This is a genomic window from Chryseobacterium sp. IT-36CA2, from assembly GCF_949767875.1.
Taxonomy (GTDB): domain Bacteria; phylum Bacteroidota; class Bacteroidia; order Flavobacteriales; family Weeksellaceae; genus Chryseobacterium.
Window position 1 is genome coordinate 268,340 of record NZ_CATKPG010000023.1, and the last position, 16,125, is coordinate 284,464.

General features: G+C 34.9%; 14 protein-coding genes and 1 pseudogene. 5 read left to right on the forward strand and 10 right to left on the reverse strand.

Features of this window, described 5'->3' with window-relative positions:
- Window positions 1-15 precede the first annotated feature (15 nt).
- The 3 genes from ric to ACM6F9_RS18160 all read left to right on the forward strand — a co-directional run bounded on the left by ric (window position 16) and on the right by ACM6F9_RS18160 (window position 3,527).
- Window positions 16-741 carry an iron-sulfur cluster repair di-iron protein gene (gene ric / locus ACM6F9_RS18150; RefSeq protein WP_414847012.1) on the forward strand — a complete coding sequence of 242 codons (726 nt, stop codon included), beginning with the start codon at window positions 16-18 and terminating at the stop codon, window positions 739-741.
- 12 nt (window positions 742-753) lie between these two features.
- Entirely contained in the window at window positions 754-2,997 is a 2,244-nt protein-coding gene (locus ACM6F9_RS18155; RefSeq protein WP_414847013.1) for a nitric-oxide reductase large subunit, read from the forward strand.
- A 77-nt stretch (window positions 2,998-3,074) separates the two neighbouring features.
- Window positions 3,075-3,527 carry a hemerythrin domain-containing protein gene (locus tag ACM6F9_RS18160; RefSeq protein WP_414847014.1) on the forward strand — a complete coding sequence of 151 codons (453 nt, stop codon included), beginning with the start codon at window positions 3,075-3,077 and terminating at the stop codon, window positions 3,525-3,527.
- 520 nt (window positions 3,528-4,047) lie between these two features.
- On the opposite strand, the gene ACM6F9_RS18165 is transcribed toward ACM6F9_RS18160, so the two are convergent.
- The 10 genes and pseudogenes from ACM6F9_RS18165 to ACM6F9_RS18210 form a co-directional block, all read right to left on the reverse strand.
- Entirely contained in the window at window positions 4,048-4,275 is a 228-nt protein-coding gene (locus ACM6F9_RS18165) for a hypothetical protein (RefSeq protein ID WP_062676327.1), read from the reverse strand.
- 149 nt (window positions 4,276-4,424) lie between these two features.
- Window positions 4,425-4,675, reverse strand: a pseudogene (locus ACM6F9_RS18170) (glutaminase); the annotation flags it as partial.
- 49 nt (window positions 4,676-4,724) lie between these two features.
- Entirely contained in the window at window positions 4,725-5,975 is a 1,251-nt protein-coding gene (locus tag ACM6F9_RS18175; protein WP_322924668.1) for a chloride channel protein, read from the reverse strand.
- Between the two features lie 66 nt (window positions 5,976-6,041).
- The gene (locus ACM6F9_RS18180; protein ID WP_322924666.1) at window positions 6,042-6,407 is read right to left on the reverse strand and encodes a DUF488 domain-containing protein; all 366 of its coding nucleotides are present in this window, start codon (window positions 6,405-6,407) and stop codon (window positions 6,042-6,044) included.
- An 85-nt stretch (window positions 6,408-6,492) separates the two neighbouring features.
- Complete coding sequence (locus ACM6F9_RS18185) at window positions 6,493-6,894, reverse strand: hypothetical protein (protein ID WP_322924665.1); 402 nt, start codon at window positions 6,892-6,894, stop codon at window positions 6,493-6,495.
- A gap of 11 nt (window positions 6,895-6,905) precedes the next feature.
- Window positions 6,906-7,166, reverse strand: coding sequence for a hypothetical protein (locus ACM6F9_RS18190; protein WP_322924663.1), 261 nt, complete (start codon window positions 7,164-7,166; stop codon window positions 6,906-6,908).
- 1 nt (window position 7,167) lies between these two features.
- A complete protein-coding gene (locus ACM6F9_RS18195; RefSeq protein WP_414847015.1) occupies window positions 7,168-8,163 on the reverse strand; it encodes a cytochrome c in 996 nt (331 codons plus the stop codon).
- Entirely contained in the window at window positions 8,163-9,896 is a 1,734-nt protein-coding gene (locus tag ACM6F9_RS18200) for a cbb3-type cytochrome c oxidase subunit I (RefSeq protein WP_414847016.1), read from the reverse strand. The genes ACM6F9_RS18195 and ACM6F9_RS18200 overlap by 1 nt, the downstream gene beginning before the upstream one ends.
- A 93-nt stretch (window positions 9,897-9,989) precedes the next feature.
- Window positions 9,990-10,589, reverse strand: a complete 600-nt coding sequence (locus ACM6F9_RS18205; protein ID WP_062676334.1) for a Crp/Fnr family transcriptional regulator — start codon at window positions 10,587-10,589, stop codon at window positions 9,990-9,992.
- A 47-nt stretch (window positions 10,590-10,636) separates the two neighbouring features.
- Entirely contained in the window at window positions 10,637-11,521 is an 885-nt protein-coding gene (locus ACM6F9_RS18210; protein WP_414847017.1) for an AraC family transcriptional regulator, read from the reverse strand.
- A gap of 98 nt (window positions 11,522-11,619) precedes the next feature.
- Here ACM6F9_RS18210 and ccoN point away from each other — a divergent pair, with 98 nt between their 5' ends.
- On the forward strand, window positions 11,620-13,881 hold the full coding sequence (ccoN, locus tag ACM6F9_RS18215) for a cytochrome-c oxidase, cbb3-type subunit I (protein ID WP_322924653.1): 2,262 nt from the start codon (window positions 11,620-11,622) through the stop codon (window positions 13,879-13,881).
- Window positions 13,882-14,098: 217 nt separating this feature from the next.
- Complete coding sequence (gene ccoG, locus ACM6F9_RS18220; RefSeq protein WP_414847018.1) at window positions 14,099-15,556, forward strand: cytochrome c oxidase accessory protein CcoG; 1,458 nt, start codon at window positions 14,099-14,101, stop codon at window positions 15,554-15,556.
- Window positions 15,557-16,125: the final 569 nt, after the last annotated feature.

Sequence of the window (16,125 nt, forward strand, 5' to 3'; positions counted from 1 at the left end):
AAAAAGTATTATATTATGAATACAAGAACAGATTTAATAGGAAATATGGTAGCCGAAGACTTCAGAACCGCTGCTATCTTTAAAAGACACGGAATCGATTTCTGCTGCAAAGGCGGAAGAACGATAGAAGAGGCCTGCAGCAACAAGAAACTCGATCCTGAAAAAATTTATGCAGAACTGGAGGCAATCCCAAAAAACGAAAGCTCTTCCATCGATTTCAACAGCTGGCCACTGGACCTTCTGGCAGATTATATTGAGAAAACGCACCATCGTTATGTAGAAGAGAAAACTCCTGTCTTGCAGGCCTTCCTGGATAAACTATGTAAAGTTCACGGGGGCAGGCATCCTGAATTATTCGAGATCAACACCTTATTTAATGAATCAGCCCACGACCTGGCCGCTCATATGAAAAAAGAAGAGCTTATTCTGTTTCCTTTTGTAAGAAATATGATTAAAGCTAAAATATCAGGCAGCCATCTGTCACAACCAGCGTTCGGCACCGTGGAGAACCCGGTGAATATGATGCAGCATGAGCATACTGTGGAAGGAGAACGCTTCAGAAAAATAGCGGAGATCACAGATGAATATCTTCCCCCTGCCGATGCCTGCAACACATACAAAGTAGCCTTTGCCATGCTCCAGGATTTTGAAAATGATCTGCACAAGCATATTCATCTGGAAAACAATATTCTTTTCCCAAAGGCCATTCAGCTGGAAAAAGAATTTACTGTTGAATCTTAAAAACTTCTCCGGATGACACCTAAAAAACTTTGGATAGGACTTGCTATTGTGATGATTGCCTCATTTGCAGTTCTTATATTTTACGGAACCGAAATCTATAGAAAAGTTCCTCCGATTCCGGATCAAATAGTAAGTGCGGACGGTACAGTGATTGCCACGGGGCAGGACATTAAAGATGGTCAGAATGTATGGCAGTCTATTGGAGGACAGACCGTGGGAAGCATCTGGGGACATGGCGCTTATATTGCCCCTGACTGGACTGCCGATTATCTTCATCGGGAAGCGGTTCTTCTGCTTGACGAACTGGCCAAAAAGGAAGGTAAGACATACAAAGAACTTCCTGATGATGAACAGGCAAAGTATCAGGTACTGCTGAAAAAGGAGCTCCGTACCAATACTTTCAATGAAAATAAAAATGAGATCGTCTTTTCTCCTGAAAGAGCAAAAGTACAAAAGCAACTTTCTCAATACTACTCCAGATTATTCATGAATGATCCTTCCATGTCGGAACTGCGTGATCAGTATGCCATTCCCAAAAATACCATCAAAGATAGCGGAAGGATGGCCAGAATGAATGCCTTTTTTGCATGGAGTACCTGGGTTTGCATCACAGAAAGACCCGGAGATGATGTCACCTATACCAACAACTGGCCTCATGATGAGGCTTTAGGAAATGTTCCACCTCCATCGCTTCACCTGTGGTCAGGATTCAGTGTATTGTTACTGTTGGCTTGTGTTGGACTTCTGGTATTTTATCACGCAAGGAATAAAGAGGAAGAAATCAACGAAGCGCTTCCTCTTGAAGATCCTCTGCGGAATATGAAGCCTACTCCATCTATGAAAGCTACTTTAAAATATATCTGGGTGGTTGCCTTACTAATCCTGGTTCAGATGCTTGCCGGAGTCATTACAGCCCATTATGGAGTCGAAGGAAGTGGTTTCTACGGCATTCCTTTAGATCAGTTTCTTCCTCAATCTGTTTCCAGAAGCTGGCATGTCCAACTGGCAATATTCTGGATTGCTACCTCATGGCTGGCTACGGGATTGTATATAGCACCAGCGGTTTCAGGATATGAGCCCAAATATCAGAAATTGGGTGTCAATGTATTGTTTGGAGCGTTACTGATCGTTGTGTTAGGATCTTTAACCGGGCAATGGCTGGGAGTGATGCAAAAATTAGGGTTGGTAGATAACTTTTTATGGGGACATCAGGGATATGAGTATGTAGAACTGGGGAGAATCTGGCAGATTTTATTGCTGATCGGGCTGATTCTCTGGCTGATTTTGATGGTAAGAGCATTACTTCCTGCTTTAAGACGTAAAGACGGAGACCGCCACTTACTCCTTTTGTTTACTCTTTCTTCTGTAGCAATTGCCATGTTCTATGGCGCCGGTCTGATGTATGGAAGGCAAACTCATATGGCTATTGCCGAATATTGGAGATGGTGGGTTGTACACCTTTGGGTAGAAGGTTTCTTTGAAGTTTTTGCTACCGTAGTGGCGGCATTCTTATTTACAAGATTGGGATTATTACGCCTGAAATCCGCTACCAATGCGGTATTATTTTCTACTATTATTTTCCTTGGCGGAGGTATTTTAGGTACTTTCCATCACCTGTATTTCAGCGCTACGCCTACTGCTGTGCTTGCTTTTGGGGCTACCTTCAGTGCATTGGAAATTGTACCTCTTGTCCTGATTGGTTATGAAGCCTATCAGAATTATCAGCTCAGCAAATCTACAAAATGGATTCAGGCTTACAAATGGCCAATATATTGTTTTATCGCCATGTGCTTCTGGAATTTCCTAGGAGCAGGAATCTTCGGATTTGCCATCAATCCTCCGATTGCCCTGTATTATATCCAAGGATTAAACACAACGGCCGTTCATGGCCATGCTGCCCTGTTCGGCGTATATGGAATTTTAGGAATCGGATTAATGATGTTTGTCCTCAGAGGTCTGTACCCGGACCGCCAATGGAATGACAAATTAATTGGTTGGGCTTTCTGGCTGACCAATATCGGATTATTGGTTATGGTGACGATAAGCCTTCTTCCTATAGGTATTATGCAATCGGTAGCCTCTATTAAAGAAGGATACTGGTATGCCCGTTCCGCAGAATTTATGCAGACGGATATCATGCATTTCTTAAGATGGATGCGGGTTCCCGGGGATATTTTACTAGCTGCCGGAGAATTTTTGCTGGTTGTTTTTATCATCGGGTTAAAATTCGGCTGGTCATTAAAAGAAAAACGATAATATAATCTTTACTTTAAACCTCATAAGTTTCTGAAATCTATGAGGTTTAGTTTCCTCTTTAATTTTTTTTAAAAATCATGAAACGTAACAAAAATATAATTCTTCTTTCACGGGATCATCATTTCGGATTGCTTTGCAGCTGGAAAATCAGACAAGGACTGAAGAAGGAAATTGAAACGGACAGAATTAAAAAGTATATTCTTCACTTCTGGCACAATTATCTGGAAGAACATTTCAGAGAAGAAGAACAGATCCTTTGTGCTCATCTTGAGGATGAATATACTGAACGCATCCGGTCAGAACATATTCAGATAAAGGTACTGGCTTCTCAAATCGAACACTCGGAAGATACCCGTCTGCTTTCTGACTTTGCGGACCTTCTTGAGCAGCATATCCGTTTTGAAGAACGGGACTGGTTTCCCCATTTGGAGGAAAAACTTAACAATGCTGTTCTGAACTGGATCGGAAAAGAACTGGATCATATTCACCCTGAGAAAAAAGAGGTGTATGCTGATGAGTTCTGGAAATAACTTCTATTAATATTATATCTTTAAACTATAATTCCGGAAAAAGTTTTAAAGCAGTATGGATGCATTATTGAGGTAATGGTATTTATTTGAACTGCTTTCTAAAAGTGATGGGTGAGCCCCAGCGCTTTTTGTAAAAAAACGGATAAAATAGGCATCATCCTTGTAATTCAGATTATAGCAATTTCTTTACGGTAATTGAGGTGTAAGCCAGAAACCTTTTACTTTCAAGAATAATATGATTTTTTATAATTTCATTGGGCGTTTCCTTACTGACAAATCCTATTTTTTACTTAAGTCTTTAAGAGTAATGAAAAGCAGGTCTGCATAATCAGCAACCGTATGGAGTTCTTTGCTTCTCGATCAGCTTACTGAACTTTCTCAAAAACTGTACATTTGCCTGCTGCTCAACATCAACCAATTGATGCTGCTCCTTTCAAATTCTTGTAGATTTCAATATAATCATTTTTAGAAGTATTCACAACACTTCCTCCGTATTTGAATCTTCAAGCTCCATTTCAGACTAGATTTCCCCTATGATCCTTTGGATGTCAGCAGACTGCTCTTGATTCAAATTAATAGATGGGATTTCAAAGACATTATTGTATAATATTCCATCACAGGCTACTTCCTGGTCATGGATTTCTACACAATAAAAGTCTTTATTAAAATTCATGAGTTGCCCTCCAATTGTTTCGAAAGGTTTTAATACCACATTTGGATTGATAAATAACAACGAATCAGTTTGCATTTATATTTCTTGAAAATCAACCTGTATGATAGCATTTTCAGGAATAAAAAGAATTTTGATATGATCAGCCTATGGCTGTCAATAATTGGTCTCCTAAAAATGATTGCTAAATTCTACGTTGTCAAATTGTTTGTAAGAAAATTCTTTGATCATTTAATAGCTAAAAAACAATGGTAATTATAATTCCCAAAAATTGAGTCTTCCGTTACTCTCGTTAATTCTTCCAAGGATTTCATTCCTCTGTACGAGTTTCCTTTTAAATTTAATTTTGGAAACCATACCGAAACGATATAATGTTTAGGCATGTTGCTACAATTTCGCTCCGTACGCCACTTTTTCCAGGTAAACCAACTCGGAAGGCAAATTCTCCTGATTCGTCATAAAACCCGCATGTTTGCATAAATTATTTGTTTAATTTACACACTTTTAAGAAAAGAAAACAGACATTATTAGCTTTTAATATCATATGAATATACATTATAGGGTATAATTCTCCTAGCTAAGTTTTGCGAAGCCCAACATCCTAATAATACTGGAAAGAATAACACATATCCGTTAGGTGCTAGATTACATACCAAGAAAAGTGCAGTTAAAGGAGCATAAATAGATGCTGATAAAGTAGCGGCAGCCCCAACCAACACAAAATTTACATAAATTAAAGATGTTCCAAAAAAAGTATTGCAAAAAAGAGCAAAGGTAAGTCCCAAGAATGCACCTGCAACAATACTAGGCGCAAAAACACCACCATCTCCTCCAGCGCCAAGAGTTAGAGCAGAAGCTAATGGTTTTAATAAAATTAGAAAAAGAAGAAAAAGAAAGGAGTAACTCTTGGGATGGTTGAGAATTTCCGATAATGAATGATAACTATCGCCATACAAAAACGGAAAACAAAATATTAGCCCCCCTACAATTAAAGCTCCTAAATTTACCCTCAAAAAATTATTGGAAATTCCTGAAAAAAAATCTTTAATCTTAATAACTAAAACTGTAAAATAAACAGATAAAACACCTCCTAATAAACTTAAGATTACAAAAAACGGAAGCGCAGTCCATTTCCATCCAGTAATTTCAAAAGAGAGTAATGGTTCACTTTTTATAAAACAAAGAAAAATAGCGGAAATGGTAGCAGATGCAGTACAGCTTATAAAAAGTGTTTTATTAAACTTTCTTGCAATTACTTCCATAGCAAAAAGCCACCCAGCAATTGGACTTCCAAATAAAATACTTACCCCAGCAACAACCCCAGCACTAATAAGTTCCAATTTATAAATATTTGCAGAAAAATGTTTTTCGTATATCGTATTTCCTAGAGTTGCTGTTGCAACGACCGTAGATACTTCAATTCCTGTGGAACCGCCGAAGATTACAGTAAGAAATCCATTAAAATAATGTGATGGAATCTTGAAAAGAGGTAGATGATTTTTTCTTTGATCAAGAGTTTTGTAAATTTCGGTGATTCCTTTATTTTTTCTATTCAAAAAAAAGTATTTTCTTAAAAAGTAGATTGCTGTAATCCCAATCGTTGGCAGAAAAATAAAAATTAAGGTATTTTCTTCTTCTGCAAAATGAAATATGAGCTTTTGAAAATATTCAGTAATTAACTTTAATGAGTATCCTAGAAAAGAAGCGCAGATACTTATTATGATAGAAATTAAAATTAATCTGAAATAATGGTGTCTTTGTATGCTTTTTCTTTTCATTACCAATATAAATTCAATTTTTTCACAAAATTAGGTGCTGGATAGATGGATTCAAAAAGAAATCTATCATATTTTATCATTTAAAATCAAATTTTCTAAATATTTTTTTAAAATCAAAGGATGGCAATGCTGCTCATCTTTAGCACCATAGACCAAAGTGATGATATCTTGTTTTTTATTTCGATTTAGAAATTCTTTTCCAGAACCATTTTCTTTGAGTTCGGTTTCGTATTTTTCTGAAAAACCCTTCCAAAGTTTAGGATCATGGTGAAACCACTTTCGGAGTTCATTAGAAGGAGCTAACTCTTTATTCCATTCTTCAATATGGGCATTTTCTTTAGAGATTCCTCGAGGCCATAATCTATCTACTAAAACACGGTATCCATCTGTAGGAGAAAAAGTTTCATAGATTCTTTTGAGTTTTATTTTCATTCAGTGTAGTATTAATGTTAAATAAATTAAAAAAATCGTCAAAATTTATCGTGACTAGGTTAATAAAAATAGACAAATATTTAATTTAAAGACTAAAATTCGTAACAATATAAAAAGCTGCCCAAGCTATAAATATCAAAGCGATAACCCAAACCCAAACTGGAATAGTTCTCGGGTTTTCACTTCCTTTAATAATAAAACTCTGATTTCTACCTGTATCATACGCATTGATCATCAATGGTAATATTCCGTTGACGGTTTCATTGTTAGATAGCCCCTCCATATGAATGATCGGTCCATTACGCACATTAAAACGAGTAATTTTCAGGCCTTCTTTATTATCAAATTTGCTAACAATTTTTAAAGTGTGTTCTCCGTCTGCCAATTTCGTGGTATCGAGATTGAAAACTATAGGAGTCTGAAGTTCAGCAATAGGATTCGGTTCCTCATCTATATATAAAAAGACTACGGCATTATGTTTTGACATTTTTCTAAGATTTAAAAATCCAATATATTATTTTTGATATGTTTCTTGCTATTCTCGTTTGGTTTGATTAAGAATTTGAAAGAATAAAACAATGTTCCTAGGGTAATTATTGTAATAATTGTCACAATAACCCAATCCCAGTTTGATTCAGGACCCGTACCATGTGTAAAGTTTTGGGTTATTTTGGGTTGCTGAAGCCTACAGGCATCACAAGCCTGAACATATTCAGTCCAAAGAACAAAAATAGGAATTATAAACTTTAATTTTTTCATACTATTTTATTTTATCCATGATTGTTTTTACTTCTTCAGCAGTTACTTTCTTACCATTATTTCCCCAGCTTGTTCTTTCATGATTAATGATAGCAGCCACATCTTCAGGTTTGAAATTAGCATTGGTCCCTACTGCTGGCATTTCTCCAAATTGAGGTGCCAGACCGTTATATCCTTTCATAATAATAGTAACATACAGTTCCAGATTATCTCCTAAGACTACTTTGTCACCTTTCAATGGTGGGAATGCTCCCGGAACTCCTTCTCCGGTTGCCTGGTGACAGGTGGCACAATTGGCTACAAATAAAGCTTCTCCATCAGGAAGATTATCTCCTCCAACACTTCCTTCAGTTTTTTTCTCTTCTTTTTTGTACAAAAATTCTCTTGCCGGAATACTCTTAGGAAGTTCGGTCTGTTTAAGACTGAGAAGATATGCCACCAGGTCACTGGCATCTTTTGATGGAACAACTTTTCCTTTAATTCCTTTTTTAAATGCGTCAGGAAGACTGATTTCCTTATCTCCAGGATCAAGTTGATCTTTAATTAGGAATAACCATTTATAAGAAGGCATGATCGATTGGGGAACTACAGATCTGGGGTTGAATAGGTGGGAGTATTGCCAGTCTTTACTAGATTGTCGGGCTCCGATATTGGTAAGATCGGGACCTGTTCTTTCTGTTCCCATGAGGGTAGCAGTATTCTGGAAAAGATTGAGTCTTTTGTTTCTGGCATAATCTACAGCCAGGCTTGGACGGTTACCGAATACTTGGTCCATGTCTACATTACGAACCTGCTGAGTATGACATGCTACACAACCTTCACGGATATAAATTGATTTCCCACGGCTTTCTTCTTCTGTAAGAGGTTTACTTCCCTGTAAAGGTTGATATACTTTTTGGTTGTTCAATGCAGGAAATATGCATATAAACAGGGTCAGAAAAAGGAAAAATGCCAATGCTGAAGAAAAAAGTTTCTTATGATCACTAAAAAAATCCATTATGCTTTTGTTTTTTTATTGTGAATGATTTCTAAAATATCGTCTGGTGTCTGAGGAAGTTTAATTTCTTTTTTGGGCTTTATCATTCTGTAAAAATTATAAGCAAAGATGATGTGTGACAACCACATCATTGTTCCCCCGATCGCTCTCCAGAGCCAGAAAGGCATCATATGCATAACTCCTTCAATAAACGGTTGTTTCTCCATCCACATCATTCCTTTTTCTGTAGAGCCTATCATTAGTGAAACGGTATATACTAAAACCCCAACCAAAGCTAACCAAAAATGTAATCCGACGGTAATACTTGGTGGTTCACATGAAGTAAGTCTTGGTACTAAGGTATAAGTGAAAGACCATAGCATAAATGTAATAATCCCGTACATCGTTAAGTGTGAATGGGCTACCGTAAAATCAGTAAAATGCCATAATAGATTGGTAGATCTGAAAGCTTCTGCCGTTCCTTGCATTGAGCCTGTAAAGTAAAAAATAATAGAAACTACATAAAAAGGTAGTACATAACTCAGTTTCAAGCGATGCCATGATCCACGAATTGTCATCATAAAATTAATACTGCCTGCTGCAACAGGAATCACCATGCCCACACTAGCAACAATAGCAATAGTCTGCATCCACCATGGGATAGCACTAAAAATAAAATGATGTGTCCCAATGAGAGTATAAAATAAAATCTGTGTCCAAAACGCAAGTATACTCAAACTATAAGAGTACACCGGACTGTTCAACTCTTGTGGAAGAAAATAATACATTAATCCCAAATTGAAAAACATAAACCACATCCCCACCCCCTGATGCATAAAATAACCCTGCGTTATGGTTTCTCCCAAACCGTCTTGCCAAAATGGAAGATAAGCAACCACCAATATGACTACAACAAACATCATAGCCGAGACTACATACCAATTGGAAACATAGATTTCTTCTGTTTTTCGGAACGCGATCGTATTGATATGATTATAAATACTAATAATAATTCCTGTAGCAAAAAGTAACATAACTGGCCAGATATATTCCCTATACTCTCCGCCACTATTATTGATTCCCGCCATTAAGCAAACGCTACCAAGAAATACAGCAGAATTCATTAATATTAAAGTCACATATCCTATCTTAAGATTGAAAATTTTTGTATTTCCCACCCTTGGAATGACATAATATGAGAAACCTACCATTGCCATAGATGCCCATCCCCAAAAAACCATATTGGTATGTACGGGTCTAAGCCTTCCGAAACTCAACCAGCTGATATGGTCAGCATCCGGAGCGACAAATTTTATTCCAAGATATTCACCAACCGTGGTTCCCATAAAAAGCCAGAATACACTAGTGCCAAGAAACCAAAGGATTAATTTTTTTTCCTCATCCAGAATTTTAATATTCCTTCCCTCCTCTCTTTTGGTTTGCAGAAAACGGATTTCATGAATTTCATTTGCTTGGTCTATTAACCCACGCGGGTCTTTTACTTGCTTATTTGCGGAAAGTTCGTTTCCTGAAAGTTGGAATTCAAGTTCTTTTTTTCGTTCCTCCAACGCAGAAATTTCGCCTGGCTGCAGATGACTCAGATGCTCATATATCCTTTTAAGTTCTTTTTTTTTCAATGTATCAGAAATCATCCGATTTACTCTTATTAAAATAAGAATAAGTGCAAAAATGATGGGAATCAAAAAAAGAACAATTGTAATTTGTAAACCAGGCTCATTAAGAAGTTCGTCCATAGTATAAGTTTTAAAGAAACAACTTTATTTACTTAAAACTACTTTGAATGCTTAATTTTCTATTATGATTGAAATCACAACTGGTTAGTTTATTTAATAGTAAATTAATCCTTTTTTTATCTTCAGCAGATTATTTTTTTCCATTAATTTAATAGTTCGTATAACAGTTTCTACACGCAATCCGGTTAGATTTGCCATCTGTTGGCGAGTTAACGGAACAATATATTCGGAATTTAAACCATTTTCTATGCAATAGATATTCTTAAAATAATTCATTAAAGTTTTAAGTCTCGTAGTAGGGTCATTAGAAAATATATGTTGAGACATGATCATTTTATAATATAACCTGCGTGAAAGGCTTTTGTTAATTTCTATCGCATATTTAGGATATTCAGTCAACAGTTTAAAAAAATCTTTGGAAGAAATCTGTATAATATCACAATCTGTTAAGGCTATGGCATTAGTTGGATACTTTTCATTAATAAATAATAAGACTTCGCCAAATCCTTGTGGTGCATTGATAATATTCTGAATGAATTCTTTTCCATCTTCACTGTAATTATTAAGCTTGACCGTTCCTGATATAATTTGAAAATAACTCTTACAGGTTGAATTTTCCTCATAGATAAAATCTCCACTACTATACTGCGTGATATTGTAATTATAATCTTTTATATGTTTTTCAGAAATCATTTCTATTAATCGTAATTTATTAAATTTATAATACTATTGAATGATTTTTAATACTTATTATAATATTGCTTTCGGAAGGCCTCGGGGGTAAATGATGTATATTTTTTAAAAAATTTTACAAAGTAAGACGGGTCTGAATAATTTAATGCTTCAGCAATATTTGTAATTGATAAATCAAAATTCACCAAAAGTCTTTTAGCTTCCAGAATAATCCTATTTCTAATAATTTCACCAGCTGATAGGTTAATTTGTTGCTTACATATAAAGTTCAATTGGTTAGGTGTTATATTTAGAGAAGTTGCATAATCTTTGGGTAATTTATATTGATGAAAATTAGTTTCTAAAATCTCTATAAACTGCTTTAATATTAAAGAATTATAATTCGTGTCAATAAATATAGTTTTGGAGATAGTATCTTTTCCAGCAAGTGCACAAATCTGAAGTATTAAAGATGCAATCATTATTTGTGACCAAGATTGAATGTCAGTCATTTCTGTAATAATATTTTCAAAACAAACTTTCAACTTACGTTGGTTTTCCTTTGAAATATTTACCATCTGGTCACTTTCAAATAAATTAAAAAATGGAAATTGATCAATTAACGAAGAATTGATCTTCAACTGATCAAAAAAAGTAGTGGAAAAATTAATTACATAACCTTCTGTATTTTCATCCAATCTCCAACTATGAACCTGTCCCGGACGCATAAAAAAAATCTTTTCTGGAGCAACGTCGTATGTTTTGAAGTCGATTAAATTTTCACCATATCCTTTTACAAAATAGGTAACATGATAAAAAGAATGGCGATGAACTTTTGTTGTTCCAGGATTTTGATCTAAAAATTCTGAAAATCTATCAATGGTAAATACTTCATTAATTGAATTACACGTCGACAGACCTTCAATTTCAAATGTTGGATAAACCTCCTTCATACTTTATTGCTGTAATATTTTAATCATCATAAAAATAGCTATTTTTTCGATGATTAACACCATAAATAAATGATAGTGGTATATTAACTTTGAACATAATGGAAACACAGAATTTTTACTATGATAACACCATAGTACGTGCATTTTTATATGCAACAATAGTTTTTGCGTTAATAGGATTCGTCTTTGGACTGACTGCAGCTCTGCTTTTGTTTTACCCTGAACTGCCTGAATTCATTTTTGGGACAGATGACCAATCTATTCATATCTTGAGAAACGGAGGTATCCAAGCATTGATAGATACTAATGGAGCCTTCGGATTTGGTCGAATAAGAATGTTGCATACAAATACTGTAATCTTTGCATTTGTTTGTAACAGCTTTTTTATTGGGGTATACTACTCTGTACCTCGCCTCTTAAAAACAGAAATGTTTAACAAAACATTAAGTTGGATTCATTTTTGGACGTGGCAGTTAATGGTCGTAGTAACATTTATTACTTTCTTCATGGGAATCAATACATCAAAGGAATATGCGGAACATGAATGGCCAATCGACATACTTCTTACTTTTTCATGGGTAATTTTTGGACTTAATATGTTCGGAACCATCACAAAAAGAAGAGTTAGACATCTATATGTTGCAATTTGGTTTTATTTGGGAACTTGGATTGCAGTAGCAATGCTTTACATATTCAATAACCTTGAAGTTCCCTTATCATTTACGGGGTGGAAATCATATTCTGCGTATGCTGGAGTAAAAGATGCTATTGTACAATGGTGGTATGGTCACAACGCAGTTGCATTTATTTTAACCACTCCAATTTTGGGATTAATGTATTATTTTTTACCAAAAGCAGCCGAACGACCTGTTTTTTCGTATAAACTCTCAATTATTCATTTCTGGTCGTTAATTTTTGTATATATCTGGGCAGGACCACATCATCTTCAATATACAGCAATACCAGCATGGGCACAAGCTGTAGGTACTGGTTTTTCAATTATGCTGATTGCCCCATCATGGGGAGGAATGCTGAATGGACTATTGACTCTGAGAGGATCTTGGGATAAAGTACGAGAAAATCCTATTTTAAAATTCTTTGTCGTTGCAGTTACTTGTTATGGTATGGCAACTTTTGAGGGACCACTACTGGCGACTAAAAACATCAACAAAATTGGTCACTTTACCGATTGGGTGATAGGTCATGTTCACCTTGGAGCATTAGGATGGAATGGTTTTATGGCTTTTGGAATGATCTACTACCTTATTCCAATCCTATGGAGAACAAAAATATGGTCTGTTAAGCTGGCGAACTGGCATTTCTGGTTAGGAACTTTAGGAATTATTTTCTACGCAGTACCAATGTATATTTCAGGATTTACACAAGGATTAATGTGGAAACAATTTAACCCGGATGGGACATTATTATGGAAAAACTGGTTAGATACAGTAACGGCAATTATCCCTTATTTTAAAATGAGATTTTTAGGTGGGTTATTTTACTTTTCAGGTGCTATCTTAATGGTCATTAATCTTACAGCTACTATTAGAAAAGGCTCTTTCCAAAAAGAAGTGCCTGCCGAAGCACCGGCCTTAGCCAATATTAGTAATAAAAGGAAAGAGGGAGAAGGTATCCATCTTTGGTTGGAAAGATTGCCCGTCTTATTCACAGTGTTATCTTTTATTGCAGTATCAATTGGAGGAGCTGTAGAAATTATACCAACTTTAATGCTTAAACAAAATATACCGACAATTTCAGCAGTAAAACCATATTCCCCATTAGAATTAGAAGGTAGAGATTTATACATCCGCGAAGGCTGTAATGCCTGTCACTCTCAAATTGTAAGACCATTCCGAGATGAGATTGTAAGATTTAATGGCAAAAACGGCCAGTATTCTAAGGCTGGGGAATTTGTTTATGACAGACCATTCCTTTGGGGTTCAAAAAGAACAGGACCAGATTTACATAGAGAAGGTGGTAAAAACCCAAGTTCTTGGCATTATAAACATATGTATAACCCTAGGTCCACATCCGCCGGTTCTATCATGCCTCGATATCCATGGCTAATAGCCAATAATTTAGATCGATCTAAAATGATCGATAAGCTAAAATTTATGAAAAATACATTTGATGTACCTTACACAAAAGCCCAAATTGATTCAGCTGATAAATGGGCCGATAATCAGGCATCTATAATAGTGAAAGATATTTTTTCGGAGGCTACAGACTTGAAAGAAGCCTACGCCAAAAGGCCACAAGGTGAACTAGAAAAGAAAGAAATTATAGCCCTTATAGCCTATCTGCAAAGATTAGGTACAGATATAAAAACAAGCGATATAAAAACAGCTGGTAACAATTAAATATACATGAAATGATTCCTCAAAACTTTAAAGACATTTTAGCAAATACTGATTATGCAGGATTTTATCAAACGTTATCCATGATTATTTTTTTATTTTTTTTGTTATTCTCATACTTTATATTTTCACAAGACCAAAAAAATTTTATCATGAAGCAGAGCGTGCTCCCCTCCGTGATGATCAATAAGAATTACAATTTATATATACTAACACTGAAATGTCAGAAATAAATGAAGAAGTCGTTCGCGGCGGACAGGGGCAAGTTTTAAACCCTGAGACCTATAGAGATTCTATAGGAACAATGGAACAATCAGGTAAGAGAAAATGGGTTTTTCCAAAAAAACCAAAGGGTAAATACACTAATTACAGAGATCTAGTAAGTTATACTCTTTTGATTATGTACTTTGTCATTCCATTTATTAAAATTAATGGAAACCCTTTCTTTTTGTTAAATGTCATTAATGGAGAATATTTTATTGCGGGGCAACCTTTCTATCCGCAGGATTTTTTTATTCTTACCCTAGGTGCTATTGCTTCTCTTATTTTCATTATTGTTTTTACTATTGCCTTTGGAAGAATTTTTTGTGGTTGGATATGCCCTCAAACAATTTTTATGGAATCGGTCTTCCGAAAAATAGAGTTTTGGATTGAGGGTGATCGCAATAAACAAATGAGACTTGATCGACAGGAATGGAATACTGAAAAAATTTGGAAAAGGACTCTAAAATGGTCTATTTATATTATCATTTCTCTCATCATAACCCACATTATGTTTATGTATATTGTTGGTTACGAAAAAGTGTTTAAAATTATCTCGGAAGGACCATTTGAGAACATCACCAACTTTATTGTTATGATTCTTTTTACAGCCACTTTTTATTTTGTATTTGCATGGTTTCGAGAGCAGGTTTGCACATTGGTTTGTCCATATGGAAGGTTACAAGGTGTACTAATTGATAAGGAAACTATTAATGTATTTTATGATTTCAAAAGAGGTGAAAACCGCTCTAAATGGAGAAAAGGGGAAGACAGAAAAGTTACAGGAAAAGGTGATTGTATCGATTGTTATCAATGTGTTGCAGTTTGTCCTACTGGAATCGATATTAGAGACGGACAGCAATTGGAATGCGTAAATTGTACTGCATGTATAGATGCATGTGACGAAATAATGGAAAAAGTAGGTTTGCCAAAAGGTTTGATCAGATACGCATCAGAAAAAGAGATTGAGACCGGGACTCCTTATAAGTTTACTAGCAGAATGAAAGGTTTTGCAGCAATTCTGATATTGCTGATCGGGTTCCTTGGATTCCTTCTGTCAAGCAGAGGTGATATGGAAGCGAAGTTTATCAAACCTGCAGGTAGTACATTTTTTGTAAGAGAAGGAAAAATTATCAATACGTATAATTACACATTTCTTAATAAGACAAATAATAAAAAAATTGTTACTATAAAAGTTATCGAACCGGCACATGCTGAAATTAATTATAGTGCTTCTAGTAAAATAGTCGTAGATCGTGATAAAATATCAAAAGGAACCATCAACATCAGCTTTCCAGAATCACAAATGAATCTTTCCAAACAGAATATTACTATAGGTGTATATGATTTAAATGGGAAGTTAATTGATTCTTATCAGACTTATTTTGAAGGGCCTTTTAAATTACAAATACCTTAAAAGTCATCATAGCAAACGTAGCCAATATTAAAAGTGTTTTAAACTATAGCTTTAGTCATTAATTTATCACCTATTCACACATACATTTAAAAAGATGAAACTGGATAGGTACTCTTTTTTTAGTGAACTACGTTAATTTAGTTTAAAATATTTCAATAACTTGATGTAATGTCAGATTGAACAAATCGTATTTTCTCAACATAAAAAAACTTGTTTTAATCACAATATTCCATACTCATCAACAAAGAATTAGATACTTTTTTTTAAGATAAAACAAAACATATTCGCATTGTTTATAACTGTTAAATTACAATTCTTTACCAGACAACCTGTTCAGTAATTTGTTTTAAAGAATCAAGACTATTGTTCAGTGTACAAATTTATTTGTGTTTTGTCATAAACGAAAAAGAAATTTTGATCATTGTTTCGATTGATAATGAAAAAATAAAAGTCAAAAGAATTAATACGCAAATAGAATTTTGATATAATAGCAGAATCTAGATCTTTATGCAAGATCGTGATTGAAAAGTCAAAATTTTGTTTACAATATCTACAAACTATTGTTTCAA